Source organism: Halorussus vallis, assembly GCF_024138165.1.
GTDB classification, from domain to species: Archaea; Halobacteriota; Halobacteria; order Halobacteriales; family Haladaptataceae; genus Halorussus; species Halorussus vallis.
Genome location: NZ_CP100002.1, coordinates 136,165 through 154,808 on the forward strand (window position 1 = coordinate 136,165; position 18,644 = coordinate 154,808).

Sequence of the window (18,644 nt, forward strand, 5' to 3'; positions counted from 1 at the left end):
GCGTTAAGCGGATTCTTATCCCGCCTATAACCAAAGGCGGTGAGTCCGTGGGTACGACCAACGCCGCGGGGACCGCCCGCGGAGGGGCCAACATGAAACTACGACATCGACTCGCCTCGAAACCGGCCGCGCTCCTCGCGCTCGTCGTCGTCGGGCTCGTCGCCTACAGGCGTACGGGCGCGATAGACGCCGAGGGAGTGCCAGTCGCCGAGGAATCGGACCACGAAATCGACTTCGAGAACATCGAGGAGGAGCTATGAGTTCGGTCAGGGAGTTCCCCGAAACCGAACGGCCCGAAACCGCGACCGTCTGCGTCGTGGGCATGGGCTACGTCGGCCTGCCGCTGGCGGTCGCGTTCGACGACGCCGACCAGGACGTCGTCGGCTTCGACATCGACGAGCGGAAGGTTTCGGCGCTGAACGACGGCGTCGACACCACCGAGGGCGACATCGGCGACGACCGCATCGAGAACTGCGACGTGGAGTTCACCACCGAAGCCACCGCCATCGGCGACGCCGACTACGCCATCGTCGCGGTGCCGACGCCCGTCGACGACCAGGGGACGCCGAACCTCGACTTCGTCGAGAGCGCGGGCGAAACCGTCGGCGAGTACCTCGCGCCCGGCACGACCGTCGTGCTCGAATCGACCGTCTACCCCGGCGCGACCCGCGAGGTGCTCGTGCCCGCGGTCGAACGCGCCTCCGGGTTCACGGCGGGCGAAGACTTCCACGTGGGCTACTCGCCCGAGCGCGTGGTGCCGGGCACCGACCGCACCATCAGCGACGTGGTGAAGATCGTCGGCGCCGACGACGAGGACGTCCGCGACGACCTCGCCGACCTCTACGAGCGCGTGGTCGCCGCGGGCGTCTACCCCGCCCCGAGCGTCGAAGTCGCGGAGGCCGCGAAGGTGGTCGAGAACACCCAGCGCGACCTCAACATCGCGCTGATGAACGAACTGTCGGTCGCGTTCGAGCACATCGGCCTCGACACCGACGAGGTGCTGGACGCCGCCGCGACCAAGTGGAACTTCCACGACGGCTACCGGCCCGGACTGGTCGGCGGCCACTGCATCCCGGTCGACCCCAACTACCTCGCCTACCGGACCCAGCGGGAGGGCTTCACGCCCAAACTCATCGAGCAGGCCCGCGAAACCAACGAGCACATGCCGACTCACACCGCCCAGTTGACGCTGAAGGCGCTCAACGACAGCGGGAAGGTGCCCCGCGACAGCCGGCTGCTGGTGCTCGGGCTGACCTACAAGCCCAACGTCGCCGACATCCGCACCTCGGAGATCAGCGGCGTCATCGACGAACTCCGAACCTACGACGCCGAAGTCGCGGGCCACGACCCCCACGCCGACCCCGCCGCGGTGCGCGAGACGTTCGACGTCGAGGTCCAGGATGAACTCGACCTCGAAGGCTTCGACGGCCTCATCCTCGGCGTCGACCACGACGCCTACGACGACCTCTCGCTCGGCGACCTCGCCGGGGCGCTCTCCGACGACCCGGTGCTGGTCGACGTGCCGGGCCGGTTCGACGAGGCGATGGCCGAGAAGCACGGCTTCACCTACAGGCGGCTCTGACGCCGCATTCGGGTCGCCCGCCCCATCGGGGCGGGCGACCGGCGGCGCGCTCATTGGCACTCTCTTTCTCGCGGTCTTCGTTCATTTTCGCGCTCTTCGTTCGTTCTCGCGGTCTTCCTTCGTCGGATACTTCGCTCGTTCTCGCACTCTTCGCCTTCCACAGTCTCGGCTCTCGACGGTCCTCGCGTGCCGCGATTTTCTCGTTTCCGGTTCGACGGACTTCGGATTACTCGGCGGTCGAAAGCCGCCAAGTCGCGGTTCGTCGCCGAGTTCCGAACGCGGGACGCCGGCGGGGTCCCGCGATTCTCACCGCCGTCTCGGCGGGCACGGTCGCCTCGAGACGACCGGTCGCGGATGCCGACGCGGTCCGCGTCGGCATCCGTGACTTCCGCTCGGAGTGTCCTCCGACGTTCGAGAATCTCCGAGGCTACTCGGAGTCCGGACTGCGAAGAACCGTGTAGAGTCACATAGACTTGCGGAGAGTACCGTAGACTCGCCGGGAGCCGCACAGAGCCGACCGCCCCGACACCGGATTTCCGGTGTCGGGGCGGTCGGCGGTCGTTCCGGGGCGGTCGGCGTTGGTGTCCGCCGGCCGGTAGCTTTGGCACTCGCTAAACGCGATTCCCAGCGATTCGAACGCGGTTTTACACACCACAATCTGCTAAGCAACTCTGTAAGGTCCGGTTCGAGATACGTTTTGATGACTAGTAAGCTCGGCGTCTGATTTTACAACTATTCGAAATTGATGGGAGGAGCACTTCGGTTTATTGGATATTCGTGGAAAATAGTGGTAAGGATGATGAACGCAGCAGAGCACCAAACCGACGGCGCGGCCGGACTCGGTTCGACCAACGACGACGACGACATCGACGAACCGAAGGCCCTCTCGAAGGACGAAATCTTCCACCTCCTCCAGAACCAGCGCCGCCGAGACGTACTGCGATACCTCCAGGGCGTCGAGGGGCGAGTCGCGATGCGCGACTTGGCCGAGCAGGTGGCGGCGTGGGAACACGACACCACCCTCCAGGCGCTCACCTCCGACGAGTGCCAGCGCGTCTACATCGCCCTCTACCAGACCCACCTCCCCAAACTGGACGAGGAGGGCATCATCGAGTACAACCAGAGTCGCGGCATCGTCGAGCGAACGCCCCAGGCCGACCAACTCGACAAGTACCTCGAAACCGACGCCGGCGACGACGAGGACGACCGTGAGGGCGTCCCGTGGAACTCCCTCCGAATCGGCGTGTCGGCGCTCGGACTGGTGCTGTTCGTCGGGAACGCGCTCGGCCTGCCGGTGCTAGCGGCGCTCACGGGGTTCCAGGTCGGAGTGGTCGTCTTCGCGCTGTTCACCCTCGTGACCGCCGCGGAGTTCGTCACCGACGCGGGGTCCTCCGACTGACCTCGTGCCGAACCGTCGACCGCGTTCGTCGATGCGGCCGCGGCCGGGTTCGGTCCGGTCGCGGCCGAGCCACCAACTGTGAATCGCGAACCGCAGTCCGCCCACCGCCAACTGCTAACCACCAACCGCCAACCGCGATCTGTCCGCCACCAACCGCGAACCGCCCGCCGCCCTACTCTGACGTGTTCTTTCTCGACGATGCTCGCGCGGGCGCCCATGAGAGCGTCGTCGTTCTAATTCCCGCCCCTCACGTTTCCTGTCCCTCAGTTTCTCGTCCTTCTCACTTCTCGTTTCTCACGTCCTACATTGTTTCGAGTCGCGGGCGCACGCGAGCGGTGAGGACGCAGGACGGAGCGGTGAAGACGTAACACAGCGGCGGGTGCGCCGAGCGAGATGCTCGTAGACGGGAGTGAAGGAATCAGCGTTGGGCGCATCGACTCCGAAGCGAATCTGAGTCGGCGAGCAGACGACTCGTCTGCTCGCCGACTCGGGGTCGGTCCGCGTCAGACGCGCGTCAGCGGCCCTCTCAGTCTCTCACGCACTTTCGTCCGTTATCGGGGGGCTAACCGAACCATCTCACTTCGTTCGAACATTGTTCTACGACTTAGTTTAGCGGTAGAACATCCTTAGAATGCCTATAGTAAGGGACGAAGCGGCGCACACGACGAGTATGGTCAAAATCAACGTCGCGACCACGACGCGCTCCGAACCGTCTGGTCGAACCGCCCGAAGCGGCGCTCGCGGGGTGAGCCACTGATGTGCGGCATCATCGCCCGGGTCGGGCGCGGCGACTCCGTCGACACGCTGCTGACCGGCCTCGAGAACCTCGAATACCGCGGCTACGACTCGGCGGGCGTCGCGGTACAGAACGGCCACGGCATCAAGATCCACAAGCAGTCCGGCCAGGTTTCGGAGCTCAAGCACGACCTCCGTCACAAGTCCCCGAAGGGTAACGTCGGCATCGGTCACACCCGCTGGAGCACCCACGGTCCGCCGACCGACGAGAACGCCCACCCGCACACGACCTCCACGACCGACGTCGCCGTCGTCCATAACGGCGTCATCGAGAACTACGACGAACTCCGCGAGGAACTGAAGGCGAAGGGTCGGGAGTTCACCAGCGACACCGACACCGAGGTCATCCCGCACCTCGTCGAGGAGCACCTGGAGGAGGTCGGCGACAGCGAGGTCGCGTTCCGCCGCGCGGTCCGCGAACTCGAAGGGAGCTACGCCATCGCCGCGCTCGTCGACGACGAGGACGTGGTGTACGCCGCCCGGCAGGGTTCGCCGCTCGTGTTCGGCCTCGACGAGAACGACGAGGGCGACGACGAGTACTTCCTCGCCAGCGACGTCCCCGCGTTCCTCGAGTACACCGACCAGGTGATGTTCCTCGAAGACGGCGACGTCGCCGTCGTTCGCCCCGATGGCGTCGAGTTGACCGACCTCGACGGCAACGCGGTGAACCGCGAAATCGAGACGATCGACTGGGACCCCGAGGAAACCGGCAAGGGTCGCTACGACCACTACATGCTCAAGGAGATAGACACCCAGCCGACCGCGCTCTCGAACACCATCGACGGGCGCATCGACCCCGACGAGGGCGCGGTCGACCTGGAGGACTTCCCCGAGGGCACCTTCGAGGACGTGCGGGACGTCCAGTTGGTCGCCTGCGGCACCAGCTACCACGCCGCGCTGTACGGCGGTCAGCTCCTGAAGCAGGCGGGCGTCCGAACCGAAGTCCACCGGGCGAACGAGTACGAACTCTCCTCCGGCCCGGTCGACGACGGTACGCTTGTCATCGCGGTCACCCAGAGCGGCGAAACCGCGGACACTCTCGCGGCGCTCCGACGCGCCAAGCGCAAGGGTGCCAAGACCGTCACGGTGACCAACGTGGTCGGGTCGACCGCGGCCCGCGAGGCCGACGAGGCGCTGTTCATCCGCGCCGGCCCCGAAATCGGCGTGGCCGCGACCAAGACGTTCTCCTCGCAGGCGGTGTCGCTGTCGCTGCTCGCCCAGCGACTCGCCGACGACGTTCCGACCGCGCAACCCCGAGATGACGCCGCCGAGTTCCTCTCGGAGCTACGCGCGCTGCCCGACGGCATCCGAACGGTCCTCGACCGGCACGGAGCCGACGACCTCGCCCGGCGCTACCGCGACAGCGATGCCTACTTCTTCATCGGCCGGGGGCTCGGTAACTCGGTCGCCAAGGAGGGCGCGCTCAAGTTCAAGGAGATCACCTACGAGCACGCCGAGGGCTTCGCGTCGGGCGAACTCAAACACGGTCCGCTCGCGCTGGTTACGCCCGATACCCCCGTGTTCGCCGTCTTCACGGGCGACGAGGAGCAGGACAGGAAGACCCGCAAGAACGCCGAGGAGGCCCAGGCGCGCGGCGCGCCGCTGGTGGTCGTCGCACCCGAGGACCACGACGCCGCGAAAATCGCCGACGACCACCTCGTGGTGCCGGAAACCCACCCCGTCTGGGCGGGGCTGCTGGCGAACGTCCAGCTCCAACTCGTCGCCTACTACGCGGCCGACCAACTGAGTCGGCCCATCGACAAACCGCGGAACCTCGCGAAGAGCGTGACGGTCGAGTAGCGGAACTCCGCGGGGCGATGCGGATCGAACGTCCACGTTCGGGTGCTGCCTGAATCGCGGACGTTCGCTCGCGTAAATCGCAGATGTCCGGTCGCGTGCCAATCGCTGTGCCATTCTCACTTTCTCGGTTCTCTTTCCGCTTCTCCGACGTTCTCGTGTCGTTCCTCCGTCGGTTTCGTATCGTTCTTGCGTCTTCCTGCGTGCTTGCGTTTCTCGGCGTGTCACCTCTCTTCCTGTCATCATCGGTGGAGACATAGAGAGCCTCGTACGGCTATTAGAGACACCTACGGCCTTACGGACACACACCGGGTTTCCAGTGAAATGCGGTCGAGTGGAGTCGGAGGAAATTGGTCGAACTGGGACGTGGACACACACCGGGTTTCCAGTGAAACGTGGTGTGAAGGTGGGTAGAGTCCGGGAGATCCGGCAGTTTTTGCCGGTAAGGCGTGGATGACAAGTCGCAGTTTTCGAGGGTGTCGTTACCTCGCCCACCATACTTTTATGTAGTATGGTTACGTAAAAGTCCATTAAGTTAGTAAAAAGCAAGAAAGAAAGCCGTGACTTGTCACGGCTGATTCCACGAGAAGCCGTGGCTCGTCCGTCCGGCGACGGCTCTTCGGCATGCTTCTAGTACGTGGTTGCTTCGTGCGAACTGACTTCGTTCGAATACGACCTTAACTAACTGCACTCTCGTTTCTCCTTCGCGGAACCCTCCCTACCTTCGAAACCGATTTCACTGGAAACCCGGTGTGTGTGTCTCGCTCTGAGTCGAACTGCACCATCGACACAGTTCACCGGAAACGTACTGCGATTTTACGATCTCGTTCACTGGAAATCCGGTGTGCCAAACCGTCCAAAACATCCGTGTGAGTACCGCTACTGCTCAAAACGGCGAAACGGCTCTTATTCGGGAATGTGGGCTCAGGAACCGGGTCAGTTCGAGGAACTCCACTTTCGGCTCGCAGGGCAGCGCCTCGCACACCGGGTTTCCAGTGAAACGTCTGCGTCCCTGAACGACACGGTGACTCCATCGCCGAGTGATTGGTGGAAGTATTGGATAACAGATGACGGCGCCGTACCCGCCTTCGAGCGTGTCGGACTGCGACCATCCACCGTTTTTCCGTGCGTCGAAGCGATGCGTCGAATCGTTTCGCGGGACGCTAAATCGTTTCTCCGGACGCCGAATCGCCGACACCGACCGCCTTTCCGATGCGGCGAACCCTCGTTTCAACTGCACCGCCACACCCTCTCGCGACCGCTTTCACTGGAAACCCGGTGTGTCTGTCTTCCCCAACACTAAAGCCATTTCACTGGAAACGTGGTGTCATGGCCGACTCCAGCGAACTTTTCTCCCGGGAGGACCCCATCTTCGCCGACAAGGAGTTACTCGAAATCAACCACCTGCCCGACGACGGCCGCATCGTCGGGCGCGACGAGGAACTGCAGTCGCTGGCGAGCGCGCTCAATCCGGCGCTGTTCGGCCAGAGTCCGAGCAACGTCCTGGTCTACGGCAAGACCGGGACCGGAAAGTCCCTCTGCGCCAAGCACGTCTCGCGCCAGCTCGTCACCGAAGCCGAGAAGGAGGGCGTCACCGTCGGCATCGCCTACGTCGACTGCGCCCAGGACGACACCGAGACGCAGACGGTCCAGACCATCGCGAGCGCGCTGAACACGCCCGAAACCGACGTGAGCGTCCCCGACAAGGGCATCTCGACGTCGACGTACTACAAGCGGCTCTGGCGCATCCTCGACGCCGAGTACGCCGTCGTGGTGGTCATCCTGGACGAGATCGACAAACTCGAAGACGACGCCATCCTGATGCAACTCTCGCGGGCGGGCGAGGCCGGGAAACTCCAGAACTGCAAGCTCGGCACCATCGGCATCAGCAACAAGATAAAGTACAAAGACCGGATGGACGAGCGCGTCAAGTCGAGCCTTTGCGAGCGCGAGTTCGTCTTCCCGCCGTACGACGCCAATCAGCTCCGGGCCATCATGGACGCCCGCAGTGACGCCTTCAAAGAGGGCGTGCTGGAGGACGGCACGATTCCCAAGGCGGCCGCGCTCGCGGCGCGCGAGCACGGCGACGCCCGCAAGGCCATCGACATCCTGCGGTACGCCGGCGAGATCGCCCAGTCGCGCGAGGAGAACCTCGTCCGCGAAGACTACGTCGAGCAGGCCCGCGACCGGGCGGAGAACGACCGCTTCCGGGAACTCATCCGCGGCGCGACGCCCCACTCGAAGCACGCCCTGCGCGCGCTGGCGGTGCTCTCGCTCAACCACGACGGCGAGCAGGCGTTCCGGACGACGGCCATCTACGAGACATACGAGGTCATCTGCGACCGCGAGGGCGTCGACCCGCTGTCGACCCGCCGGGTGCGAGACCTCCTGCGCGAGCACGCCTTCCTCGACGTCATCGAGCAGGCCCGCCAGAGCGGCGGGAGCGCCGAGGGGAGCTACACCGAACACCGACTGCTGGAGGACCCCGCGGTCGTGAAGAACGTCCTCACCGAGGAGTGACGACCCCTCGACTTCACTGGAAACGCGGTGTGGTTTCGCCGTCCCGTTCACTGGAAACCCGGTGTCCTTTCAGGACCGTTTGCCGCCGGAGTTTCCGGCGAACGCGCCCGACACGTCTACGACTGTAAGGTGTAGGCGTAAGGCGCCAACCTGCCGGCCGAGGCGACGGTCCCGTCTTCGTCCGACCTGCGGAGCGAGCGTTGCGAAAAGAAGCACTCGTTCTCCACCGATTCCGTTCGTTCCTACGAACCTGCGTCGCTCTCGGCCGCGATTCGGACGTGGTCGCCGTCCTTCAGCAGGTACTCGCCGGGGTCGACCGGTTCGCCGTTGACCAGTATCTTCACCGTCGTCCCCGCCTCGTCGTCGGCGTAGGTCGTCCCGTTGTAGGTCACCGTTCCATCGCTGACGTTGATTCCCTGAAGGGTCGACATCGCGTACTTCAGCGTCACCGACCACGAATGGGCGTGCCAGGGGTCGGCGTGGCCGCCCTCGAAGTGGAAGTATCGGCTGTGGCTGTCGACCTGGTACCTGTCCCTGCTGAAGTCGACCTCGTGGCCGTTCACGACGAAGTCGATGGTGCCGTGGACGTGGGAGTTGTCGTGGTGGATGTGGTCGCCGGGCACCGAGACGTTCATCCCGGGCGTCTCGACGGTGACCCACACCTCGTCGCCGCTCCGGAGGACGTACTCGGTCGGCTTCACTGGTTCGCCGTTCACCCGGTAGTTCAGCGAGACGCCCGAATCGCTTTCGGCGTACGTCTCGCCCCCGTAGCGCAGTGACTCCGCGGTGGCCTCGACGCCGAACGCCGAAAGAGCCCGCGCGAGCGTTGGTCGCTCGCCCTCGGCGGCGTGCCAGACCTTGTACTCGCTCCCGCTCTCATCGCCGAACCAGAAACCCGCCGACTGCGAGCCGACACCCTCGGCCGAGAGCTGCGTCCCGGCGACCACGACGGTCATCTCGCCCTCCAGCGCGGCGTCCGACGAGTTCGAACCACCCGCTGAGTCGGTCGATTCACCGTGGCTGTGGTCGTGGCCGTGACCGTCGGACGTCGTGGTCGTTCCGTTCGTCGTCGCTGTCGAGGTTGCGGTCGGAGTACCGTCGATGCCGCTCGTCTCCGCCCCGGCGCCGTCGTCGGGCGTCGAACTCGACGGTGCGGTCCGGACGCTCCCGCCGAGCCCCGAACAGCCGGCGGCGGCGACGAGCAGACCGACGAGGACCAGCGCGGCCGCGCGCCGCCACCGACCGGTCGCGGTCGCACTCGGGGCCTTCGACGCTCTCGGCGCTCCGTCTGATGTGTCGTTCATCTCGGCCCGAGGTTCGGCCGGCGAGTCCTTTATTATCGATTCCCAAATGTGTCTCCTCGGTCGACTTACGCCGGAGATAAGCCCAGAATCGGCGGACGCCGACCGCCATCCTGGACGCGTACCGCCGACCGCAGTCGGCGGTACGCGTCCAGGATGACCGTGTGCCGCCGATGTCCACCGACCGAAAATCCCGGTATCTGCGTCCTCGCGGCAGGCGACTAGAACGCGATGCCGTCAGTCGTCGTAGTCGTGCTGTTCGTCGTAGTCGTCTCAGTGGTGGTCGTCTCCGTCGTGGTTGTCTCCGTCGTGGTTGTCTCCGTCGTGGTCGTCGCAGTCGTCGAGGTGGTAGTCGTCGTGGTCGTGTTCGCGGTGGTCGTCTCCGTCTCGTCCGACGGGTCGTCGTCAAACGGTTCGTCGTCGGCCGTGGTGGTTTCGTTCGTCGTAGTGGTTTCGTTCGTCGTCGTCGTCCCGTTCGCCATGGTCGTTCCACCGGTGGAGTTGTTCGTCGCCGCGGTCGTCTTCGCGGGCGTGGTGGTCGGGACGGTCGTGGGTTCCTCGGTGGTTTCGGCCGTGGTCGCCGTCTCCGGCGGCGTCTCGGTCGTGGCGGCGCTCGTGGTCGTCTCGTCGGTCATCGGGACGGAGGTCGGACTGAGTCCGGCGCCGAGGAACGACACCGCTAGCCCCGTCGCGAGCAGACCGATTCCGGCGAGCGCGAGTACCGCGTGCATCCTTTGGCTCACGGGTCATCACCTGTCCCGCGTGACGGCCTCGCCGGGCCCCGTCCTCGCGCCGGCCGAGAGTTTGACACCGGCGTTCAGGCTGGTGTTGATACCGGTCTTCGCGCCGTCGCCCGCGACCACGCCGAACTTCCGGCGGCCGGTCGAGACGCGCTCGCCCTTTACCGTGAACTTCACCGCCTCGTCGTCGTGGCGGAGGTTCGCGACGTTCGTACCCGCCCCGAAGTTGACCTCGCGGCCCAGCACGCTGTCGCCGACGTAGCTCAGGTGGGCGACGTGGGTCCCTTCGCCGAGTACGCTGTTCTTGACCTCGACGCCGTGGCCGACCTTCGCGTCTTCGCCGACGAGCGTGGCGCCGCGAACGTAGGCGTTCGGCCCGACGTTCGCACCCGACCGAATCAGCGCGGGGCCTTCGACCACCACGCCGGCATCGACGCTGGCGCCCTCCTCGACGACGACGGGTCCGCGCAACTCGGCGTCTTCGTGGACCTCGCCGCGAATCTCGCGGTCGAGTTCGCCCAACTTCCACTCGTTGGCCTCCAGCAGTTCCCACGGCCGGCCCACGTCGAGCCACTGGTCCATCTCGGCGAAACTCACGTCGTACTCGTCGACGACGCGCGCGAGCACGTCGGTAATCTCGTACTCGCCGCGCTCGCTCTCGGCGACGTCGAGCCACTCGCGGGCTTCCGCTGGGAAGGCGTAGGCGCCCGCGTTGGCCAGGTTCGTCGGCGGGTCGGCGGGTTTCTCGACGATGTCGGTGACGACGTCGCCGTCGGTCGAGAGCACGCCGTAGTTCGACGGCGCCTCGACCCGGACCGCGCCGATGGCGGGGCCGTCGGCGAACAGGTCGGCGACCGCTTCGGGTTCGTAGAGGTTGTCGCCGTTGAGCACGGCGAACGCGCCGTCGAGGTGTTCGCGGGCGGCCCGAACCGCGTCGGCGGTGCCGGCCTGCCGCTCCTGGACCGCGTACTCGACTGGAATGCCGGCGTACTCCGCGCCGAAGAACTCGCGCACCGCGTCGGCCTCGTAGCCGACGACCAGCACCAGTTCGTCGGCGCCCGCCGCCACCGCGGCGTCGGCGGTGTGGGCGGCCAGCGGTCGGTCGGCGACCGGGAGCATCGGCTTGGGGAGCGACCCGGACAGGGGACGGATTCGGGTCCCTTCACCCGCGGCGAGAATCACTGCTTGCATGAGCGGCAGTTCGTATTGCAACTGTTTTATTATCTCGGGGTTAAGCCGGTTCCACTCGGTCCCACGCTCGCCCTACCGTCTCCCAAAACGACCCTGTAGACCGTTACGTGGTTAATAGTAAACCGTGAACGCCACGATAGCTATCGACGTAATGAGCGGAACGCAGAACGTCTGGACGCCGACGGAGACCCAGAAGACGACGAGACGCTGCACGAACTGCGGCGAACACGTCACGCGGCAGTTCGCCCGCGTGTTCGGCGACAACGCCGATACGGTGAAGGCGTGTCCCAACTGCGCGACCTACCGCGAACTCGACAGCGCCGACCACCACACCGGATAGCGCCGCTCGGCCGCCGGTAGTTTCTCGCTTTTCTCTCTCGCCGGGAGTCGCGTCGTTCCCCGCAGCCCGCCGTTTTCGCGGTGCCCGTCTCCGTCGCGCCCGCAGTAGACATGGGTGGAATCCCGTGGATCTGCGCTCGGTCGGTTTGCGCTTGGTCGGTTCGCACCCTGGCGCGCCGCTCAGTCGTTCGACGCGGCCGCGTTCGCGGCCGCGTCCTCGACGATGTCGGTCGCCTCCTCGAACAGTTCGGCCGCGCGCGCCTCGCTGCGAGCCTCGGCGGTCACGCGCACCAGCGGCTGGGTACCGCTGGCGCGCACGAGCAGCCAACCGTCGTCGGTTTCGACCCGGACGCCGTCGTCGGTCGTCACGTCGCGGTAGCGGTCGGCGACCTCGGCCGCCACTCGCTCCATCACCGCCGCCTTCTCGTCGGTCCGGACGCTCGTGCGCTCGATGGGGTAGCTGGGCACTTCCGCCACGAGGTCGGCGAGCGGGCCGCGGTCGGCGACCAGTTCCGCGAGCCGACACGCCGCCAGCGGGCCGTCGGGACAGAGGACCTGGCTCGGCCAGATCCACGCGCCGCTCTCCTCGCCGCCGAAGGCGACGTCGGGTTCGGCGGCCCGCTCGGCGACGTACACGTCGCCAACGCGGGTCCGTGTCAGCGACGCGCCCACCTCCGCGAGCGCGTCGTCGACCGCGAGGCTGACGTTCAGCGGCGCGGCGACGGCGTCGCCGTCGCCCGCCGCCTCCCGGCCGAACAGCGCGAGGAGCGCGTCGCCGGGGACGAACTCGCCGTCGGCGGTCACCGCCTGCATCCTGTCGGTGTCGCCGTCGTGGGCGATACCGAGGTCGGCGTCGGTCGCCGCGACGGTCTGGCAGAGTCGCTCGCAGGCCTCCGGGGTCGGCTCGCTCGGTCGCGCGGGGAACCGGCCGTCTGGCTGGGCGTTCAGCGTCGTCACCGTACAGCCGAGTCGCTGGAGCGCCTCGGCGGTCACGCCGCCGGCGCCGTTGCCCACGTCGACGACTACGGTGAGGTCGCCGTCGACGTCCACCGCGTCCGCCAGCGCCGCGGCGTGGCGGTCGGCGGCGTCCTCCCACCGGCGCTGGCTTCCGAGTTCGTCCCACGCGCGCAGGTCGAAATCCTCCTGGCGGATTCGGTCGGCGATGGCCTCGCGCTGGCTCTCGTCGAACGCCTGGCCCGAGGGGTTCCAGAGTTTGAGTCCGTTGTCCTTCGCGGGGTTGTGGCTCGCGGTGACCGCCACCCCGGCGTCGGCGTCGCGCCAACTCACGCTCCGGGCGACGGTGGGGGTCGCCGCCATCCCGAGGCGGACGACGTCGGCGCCCGACTCGCGCAGGCCGGCCGACACCGCGTCGGCGAGCATCTCGCCGCTCTCACGGGGGTCGCGGCCGACGACCACGCGGTCGTACCCCTCGGCGGCGAGCGCGCGTCCCGCCGCGAGCGCGAGGTCGCAGGTGACGTCCGTCCCCACCTCTCCGCGGATACCGCTCGTTCCGAACATGCTAGAATTATGGACTACCAACGCCGTTACTATGGAGGTGCTAACATCCTTTGCCGGTACTTGCGTCGGGGGGTTTCGCCTCGGCGCCGGCCGGAGGTGAACCGACTGGAATCGAGCCGGCCGAAATCGAGCCGGTCGGAGTCAGCCGGCCAGAAGCGAACCCGCTCGGAGGAGAGCCGACGTCGACTCGGTCGGCGTCGACGTGACGCTTGCGTCGGAGCGGGACTGAGTCGAGGTCGCAGCGATTCTCTGCGACCTCGACTCGCAGTACTCCGCCGTCGGCTGGACGACCTCGGCCAAGGAACGTCGACCTGGAACCACTCTCGCTGTCTCCTCCTATCACGGGCTGTCGTACGCGATGACGATGACGACGGCCGAGCGCGGCGGTCGAAACCGCCGCGCTCGGCCGTCTCGATGGCGGATGCTCGTCGATTCGGCGGAACGCAGAAGTCCGGGTGTGTCGCCACCGAACTGGGTTGGCAGGTGGGTGGGATATGGGGGAATTAGTCGGACGGCGACACGGGTACTGCTACGCTCGCCAGCCACGTTATTATGAGCCATTTAAGCCCGGCAGCGCCGCCGAAATCTGGAGGTTGACGGGTGAATAACTGCTCGCCCCGTCGACTTACAGAAGTACTATCTTCTACAACGGTCGTCGGGTGATTTATACGGGTCCGTACATGGTGGCGGTAGAGGGGTTCCGATGCACGACTACACAGGCTTCCAACGCGACCTCCTGTTCGTTCTCAACGGACTCGAGGCGCCGAACGGACAGGACATCAAACACGAACTCGAACAGTCGCAGGGCCGGAGCGTCCAGCACGGCCGACTGTACACGAATCTCAACACGCTGGTCGAGGAGGGGTTCGTCGAGAAGGGCAAGCACGACGGCCGGACGAACCGCTACACGCTGACCGAGAAGGGTCGAGAGGTGCTGCGCGACCGCTGGCAGTGGCAGAGCGAGTACATGCCCAAAGAGCGGGTCTGATCGGCCGAGCGGCTACCGACGAGTACCGGTCGCGCGTACTGACCGCGAACCGCCGCACCGACCGGCGGGCGGAGGCGATTCTCGAACCGACGAGCGGACGCCGAGCTAACGGTACGTCTCTCGTTTCTCCGGTCCGTCGTCGGAGAGCACCGACGTCACTCGTCGTCCAGTTCCGGATACGCCACCTCCCAGAGGTGACCGTCCGGGTCGGCGAAGTACCCCGAGTACCCGCCCCAGAACGTGTCCTGAGCCGGCTTGACGACGCGACCGCCGGCGGCTTCCGCCTGTTCGAGGACCGCATCGACTTCGTCTTCGCGCGGGACGTTGTGCGCCAAGGTGATGCCCGAAAAGCCGGTCCCGTCGTCGGGGACCGTAGCGTCTTCGGCGAGAAAGTCTCTCGGATAGAGCGAGAGCCACGTCCCTTCGAGGGTGAAGAAGGCGACGTCACTGTCCTCCTCGCGGTCGCGCATCGGAAACTTCAGGCCGTCCCGGTAGAATCGCACCGATTCGTCCACGTCGTCGACGCCGAGGGTCACGAGCGTGATTCTGGGGTCCATCGGGCGAAAGAAGACGCGTTGAACGATAAGTTCCGGCGCTGTATCCTGTCTTCTCCTGTCCTATCCTATCTTCTCCTATTCCGTCTCTCGGTCGGACTGCGGAATCGGAACGCAGCACAAACTCGCGGCGGCATCAGCCGCCGAGTCTGCGACGGCGCTCAGTCGAGGTAGCCCAGGTCGGCCAATCTATCTTCGACGCCCTGTCCGGCCTCGGTTTCGACCGTCGAACTCGCACCGTCGAGGTACTCGCGGTAGGCCTGCGCGCCCGCGTCCCTGACGATAGGCAGCGGCTCGCCGTCGGTGCGGTCGCTGTAGGGGACGCCCATCGCCGACAGCACCGTCGGCGCGACGTCGAAGATGTGGGGGTGGTCGGGCATCGCGTCGACGTCGACCGCTCGGCCGGTCGCGGCGAACACGCCGTCGCGCTTGTGGTTCCAGACGTCGGTCCTGACGAACTGCTCGCCCCGTAGCTGGTCGGAGAGGAAGTGTCGGAAGTCGTTCGGAACTAGGACGATGTCCGGGGCGTCCTCCTCGTGGGGACCGTGGAAGTACTCCTCGCGGGGCGCGACCGTCTCGAACAGCGGTTCGCCGTCGGGGGTCTCGACCGCGCGGAGCTTCTCGATGAGTTCGGCGCGTACGTCGTCGTACGCGCTCGGGAGAACGACGCCGTTCGGCTCGCGGTCTTCGAGGTTGATGCGGACGCCGAGTTCGGTCCGCGAGCGCAGGTACGCCATCGAGTTCTCGAAGTCGACCTGCTTGTTGCCGGTCCTGGTGACGTTCTTGGGCGCGTACTGCTTGGCGACGTCGGCGAGGTTCACCGCCTCGAGCGCCCGCCGGACTCGGCTGGCGGTGACGCCGAACTCGGCGGCCTTCGCGGCGAGTCGCTCGGCGACGTTCGGCTCCCAGGACTCGACGTCCTCGCCCTCCTTCAGGTCGTCGCGGATGGGCGCCCAGCCGGGCATCCCCTTGCCGCCCATCGTGGTTTCGACGTACCCCTCGTCGGCGAGGAACTCGTTGACCCGGAACTCGTACTCGTCGTAGTGGCCCATGCCGTGGTCGCTGACGAGGAAGACGGTGTCGGGGTCGCAGTGCTCCAGGACCGCGCCGATCTGGCGGTCGGTTTCGTCGTAGACCGCCTCGACCATCTCGGGGTCGCCGTTGAACTCGTGGAAGACGGTGTCGGTCCGCTGGAACTGGAGGAACCCGAAGTCGGGGTCGTGGACGTCGCAGAGGTAGCGGAACGCCTCGCCGCGCATCCGGGCGAGGGTGCGGTACTCCCGGCGCTTCTCGGCGGGGGTCGCGTCGTCGCCGTCGCGGGTGTAGTTGGGGTACACCCGGTACTCGCCGATGGCGTCTCGAATTTCTTCGAGGGTGCCCGGCGGGTGACAGGCAGGGTCCTCCGGGCCGATGAAGCCGGGGACGATGGCGCCGTCGATCTCGTCGGGCGGGTGGGTGACCGGCGCGTTCACGACGACGCTGGTGTAGCCCCGCTCGTCCAGGATGTTCCAGATGGCGTGTTCGGTCACGTCGTTGGCCGTGACGACCGACCAGTCGTAGCCGTCGAACTCCACGAAGCCGGTCGCGCCGTGCTTGCCGGGGTTGACCCCGGTGTAGATGGATGGCCACGCGCTCGGCGTCCACGGCGGAATCTGGGACTGGAGCGGCGCGGCCGCGCCCTCGGCCGGTACCGCGGGTTCGGCGTCGGCGGCGTCCGCGCCGCCGCCCGCGCCCCGGATGGCGTCGATGTTCGGGATGGCGCCCTTCTCGGAGAGTCGCTCGAACACCGGCAGACAGCCGGCGTCGATACCCACGACCAGGACGTCCATGCCGTCGCTCATGACCACTCACCTCGCGCTCGGGCGGTCGCTTCCGAGTCGTCGCTCACGTTACTCGTATCCATTAGTTTGAGCAAGGGAGTCGATTCATTTGTTTATGATTCGGATAAACGTCGTCTCCCCGCCTCGAACGCGAGGCGGAGGCGACCGACCGCGCTGGTCGGTGTCACGTCGCACGGTTCGAAGACTGCGGGAGAACGGTCGGTTCGAAATTGGGTCGGAAAGGATTCGAAGGGCCGGCCGAGCCCAACTTCGGGTCGGTCGACCGGTCGACCGCCACGCTCGAACGCGACTCCGGTCAGACCGCCGATTCGGTCGTGGTCGCGTTGGTGGTGGTCGCGTTCGTCGTCTCGGCGGCCGTCGTGGTCATCTGGCCGGTGGTCGTCGCACCGGTCGTCGTGGCCATGCCGCCCTCGGCGGTCGTGGTCATCCCGCCTTCGGCCGTCGTGGTCGCGTCTTCGGTCGTCTCGATGCTGCTCGTCGTTCCGTCGCCGCTACCACCGGGGCCCGAACAGCCGGCGAACACCAGCAACAGGGCCATCGCGGCGGCGGCTACCTTGAGTCGAGTCATGGTCGTCTCCGAATCGGGCGTAGCACGAATCGCGGTATAAATCGGGACGCCCGTTCTCACGGTTCAGCGACCTTAGCATCCCTCAAAGGTGCTCTCGTTCGACCCCCGACTCGGGGAATCGCCCGCGCTCGACCGCGAAGCGCGTCGACGCGCCGGTCTCCGCACCGGCGTCGGCGACCGGCCGCGGTCGCCGATTCTCGCACCGTTTACGCGAATTCGCGCGTGCAACGGACGGAACGGTCGGGAAGGGCGACGCCATTTTTCTACCGTGGCGCTCTTTCGGTCAATCGAGTAACCAGAATGAGTCTCGCCGACAGCATCTCCGAGGAAGTGACCGCCGAGGGATACCAGCCGAACACCGACGACTTCGAGGCCGCGCTCGAACAACTCCTGCGGGCCGCCGACGCCAACGACGTCGACATCGAGCGGCCGTGGGACTTCCGCGCCGACGGCGACGCGCCCGACCTCACGGTCGAGATCTCTCGGCTCCGCAAGCGTCGATAGCGCCGCGGCCCCATCCCGGTCGGACCGGGCGACCTCGGCGTCTCCGCGCGTCCCGGTCGCTCGGAGTGAACGCTCCCCGCCGTGTTTCTGGACGGACCCTCTTTCGAGGTTGACCCTCCTTCGGCGCGAACGTCCTTTCGACGTCGACCATCCTTCGGAGCGTCAATGCTCCTCGGGCGCGCGCCGTGGTCGTCGCCCGCGGGCGACGACCACGGCGCGCGCCCGTGACCACCGAGTCGACGCCGACCGCCGGACGGCCGTCTCTCACCCTCTCCGTGTCAGATTTCTGGGACCGCGCGGAAGCTCTCGCGCGCTCGATGCGTCTCCGTCAACGCGGGCGCGTCGTCCGGCGGTCGGCGACCGCCGGACGACGCGCCCGCGTCCGAGCGTTTCTCCGTCACGGCGGCCGACGTCGCGCGCCCGGTCGTCGAACGTGCCGCCGAAATGGCCGACAGTATTTAATAACTGGATATAGGAAAGGAAAAGCTTTGCCGGGGATGGTTCGATGTTCCGGCATGGTCCGGACGCGACGACGCCCGAGCGGTCGGCGAGACGCCGGCACGGCCGACCGGAACGCGAGTGGCGTCGCACGGCGCGAGTATCGAGAACGTAGAGACGCGCAGGCGGCCTGACGATGGACGAGAGCGACGAACGGGTCGGCGACGACGACCAGTCCGGCGGAACAGAGACGGATGCGGCGGAAACGGACGCGGCGGAAAGCGACGAGCAGTCCGACGAGGCGCTGCGAGCGGAGGAGTTCCGCGCTCGCCTGGCGGAACTCCTCCGGCGGGCCCACCGCGGCGAGGTGACCTTCGACCGGGCGTGGACCTTCCGCGACCGGGACGGCGATTCCCCCGATTTGATGGTCGAGATAACCGAACTGCGAAAACCCGACGACTGACGGCTCCCGGTCGGGATTCCGCCGCGAGCGATTCTCCCCGGAGACGGCGGCCTACGCCCCGGCGAACCGAGGTCCGCGGTCGGTTATCCACTCGATAATAAAGGGT

Annotated in this window: 16 protein-coding genes; 9 read left to right on the forward strand and 7 right to left on the reverse strand. The window is 66.5% G+C overall.

What is annotated here, in order from left to right:
* The first annotated feature begins 92 nt into the window (after positions 1-92).
* The 5 genes from NGM07_RS23215 to NGM07_RS23235 all read left to right on the forward strand — a co-directional run bounded on the left by NGM07_RS23215 (position 93) and on the right by NGM07_RS23235 (position 8,093).
* A complete protein-coding gene (locus tag NGM07_RS23215; RefSeq protein WP_253521234.1) occupies positions 93-260 on the forward strand; it encodes a hypothetical protein in 168 nt (55 codons plus the stop codon).
* Entirely contained in the window at positions 257-1,582 is a 1,326-nt protein-coding gene (locus tag NGM07_RS23220; protein WP_253521236.1) for a nucleotide sugar dehydrogenase, read from the forward strand. Before NGM07_RS23215 ends, NGM07_RS23220 begins: the two co-directional genes overlap by 4 nt.
* 799 nt (positions 1,583-2,381) lie before the next feature.
* Positions 2,382-2,981, forward strand: coding sequence for a DUF7344 domain-containing protein (locus NGM07_RS23225; protein WP_382194764.1), 600 nt, complete (start codon positions 2,382-2,384; stop codon positions 2,979-2,981).
* Between the two features lie 756 nt (positions 2,982-3,737).
* Complete coding sequence (glmS, locus tag NGM07_RS23230) at positions 3,738-5,576, forward strand: glutamine--fructose-6-phosphate transaminase (isomerizing) (protein ID WP_253521240.1); 1,839 nt, start codon at positions 3,738-3,740, stop codon at positions 5,574-5,576.
* A gap of 1,326 nt (positions 5,577-6,902) precedes the next feature.
* Entirely contained in the window at positions 6,903-8,093 is a 1,191-nt protein-coding gene (locus tag NGM07_RS23235) for a Cdc6/Cdc18 family protein (RefSeq protein WP_253521244.1), read from the forward strand.
* A 242-nt stretch (positions 8,094-8,335) separates the two neighbouring features.
* On the opposite strand, the gene NGM07_RS23240 is transcribed toward NGM07_RS23235, so the two are convergent.
* The 3 genes from NGM07_RS23240 to glmU form a co-directional block, all read right to left on the reverse strand.
* Entirely contained in the window at positions 8,336-9,397 is a 1,062-nt protein-coding gene (locus NGM07_RS23240; RefSeq protein ID WP_253521246.1) for a hypothetical protein, read from the reverse strand.
* Between the two features lie 218 nt (positions 9,398-9,615).
* A complete protein-coding gene (locus NGM07_RS23245; protein WP_253521248.1) occupies positions 9,616-10,137 on the reverse strand; it encodes a hypothetical protein in 522 nt (173 codons plus the stop codon).
* A gap of 6 nt (positions 10,138-10,143) precedes the next feature.
* Positions 10,144-11,325 (reverse strand): bifunctional sugar-1-phosphate nucleotidylyltransferase/acetyltransferase, encoded by a 1,182-nt coding sequence (gene glmU / locus NGM07_RS23250; RefSeq protein WP_253521251.1) that lies wholly within the window; start codon positions 11,323-11,325, stop codon positions 10,144-10,146.
* A 151-nt stretch (positions 11,326-11,476) separates the two neighbouring features.
* On the opposite strand from glmU, the gene NGM07_RS23255 reads away from it, so the two are divergent.
* On the forward strand, positions 11,477-11,665 hold the full coding sequence (locus NGM07_RS23255) for a DUF7563 family protein (protein ID WP_253521254.1): 189 nt from the start codon (positions 11,477-11,479) through the stop codon (positions 11,663-11,665).
* A 179-nt stretch (positions 11,666-11,844) separates the two neighbouring features.
* Here NGM07_RS23255 and glmM read toward each other — a convergent pair whose 3' ends face one another.
* The gene (gene glmM / locus NGM07_RS23260; protein ID WP_253521257.1) at positions 11,845-13,182 is read right to left on the reverse strand and encodes a phosphoglucosamine mutase; all 1,338 of its coding nucleotides are present in this window, start codon (positions 13,180-13,182) and stop codon (positions 11,845-11,847) included.
* 703 nt (positions 13,183-13,885) lie between these two features.
* Here glmM and NGM07_RS23265 point away from each other — a divergent pair.
* Positions 13,886-14,170, forward strand: a complete 285-nt coding sequence (locus tag NGM07_RS23265; protein ID WP_253521259.1) for a PadR family transcriptional regulator — start codon at positions 13,886-13,888, stop codon at positions 14,168-14,170.
* A 155-nt stretch (positions 14,171-14,325) separates the two neighbouring features.
* Here NGM07_RS23265 and NGM07_RS23270 read toward each other — a convergent pair whose 3' ends face one another.
* The 3 genes from NGM07_RS23270 to NGM07_RS23280 form a co-directional block, all read right to left on the reverse strand.
* Positions 14,326-14,727 carry a VOC family protein gene (locus NGM07_RS23270; protein WP_253521262.1) on the reverse strand — a complete coding sequence of 134 codons (402 nt, stop codon included), beginning with the start codon at positions 14,725-14,727 and terminating at the stop codon, positions 14,326-14,328.
* A gap of 158 nt (positions 14,728-14,885) precedes the next feature.
* Positions 14,886-16,565 carry an alkaline phosphatase family protein gene (locus NGM07_RS23275; protein ID WP_253521265.1) on the reverse strand — a complete coding sequence of 560 codons (1,680 nt, stop codon included), beginning with the start codon at positions 16,563-16,565 and terminating at the stop codon, positions 14,886-14,888.
* A gap of 295 nt (positions 16,566-16,860) precedes the next feature.
* Positions 16,861-17,133: a hypothetical protein gene (locus tag NGM07_RS23280; RefSeq protein ID WP_253521267.1), complete on the reverse strand. Its 273-nt coding sequence runs from the start codon at positions 17,131-17,133 to the stop codon at positions 16,861-16,863.
* A 300-nt stretch (positions 17,134-17,433) separates the two neighbouring features.
* On the opposite strand from NGM07_RS23280, the gene NGM07_RS23285 reads away from it, so the two are divergent.
* Together NGM07_RS23285 and NGM07_RS23290 are read left to right on the forward strand one after the other, a co-directional pair.
* Complete coding sequence (locus NGM07_RS23285) at positions 17,434-17,637, forward strand: hypothetical protein (RefSeq protein WP_253521270.1); 204 nt, start codon at positions 17,434-17,436, stop codon at positions 17,635-17,637.
* Positions 17,638-18,271: 634 nt separating this feature from the next.
* The gene (locus NGM07_RS23290) at positions 18,272-18,538 is read left to right on the forward strand and encodes a hypothetical protein (protein ID WP_253521273.1); all 267 of its coding nucleotides are present in this window, start codon (positions 18,272-18,274) and stop codon (positions 18,536-18,538) included.
* The last annotated feature ends 106 nt before the right edge of the window (positions 18,539-18,644 follow it).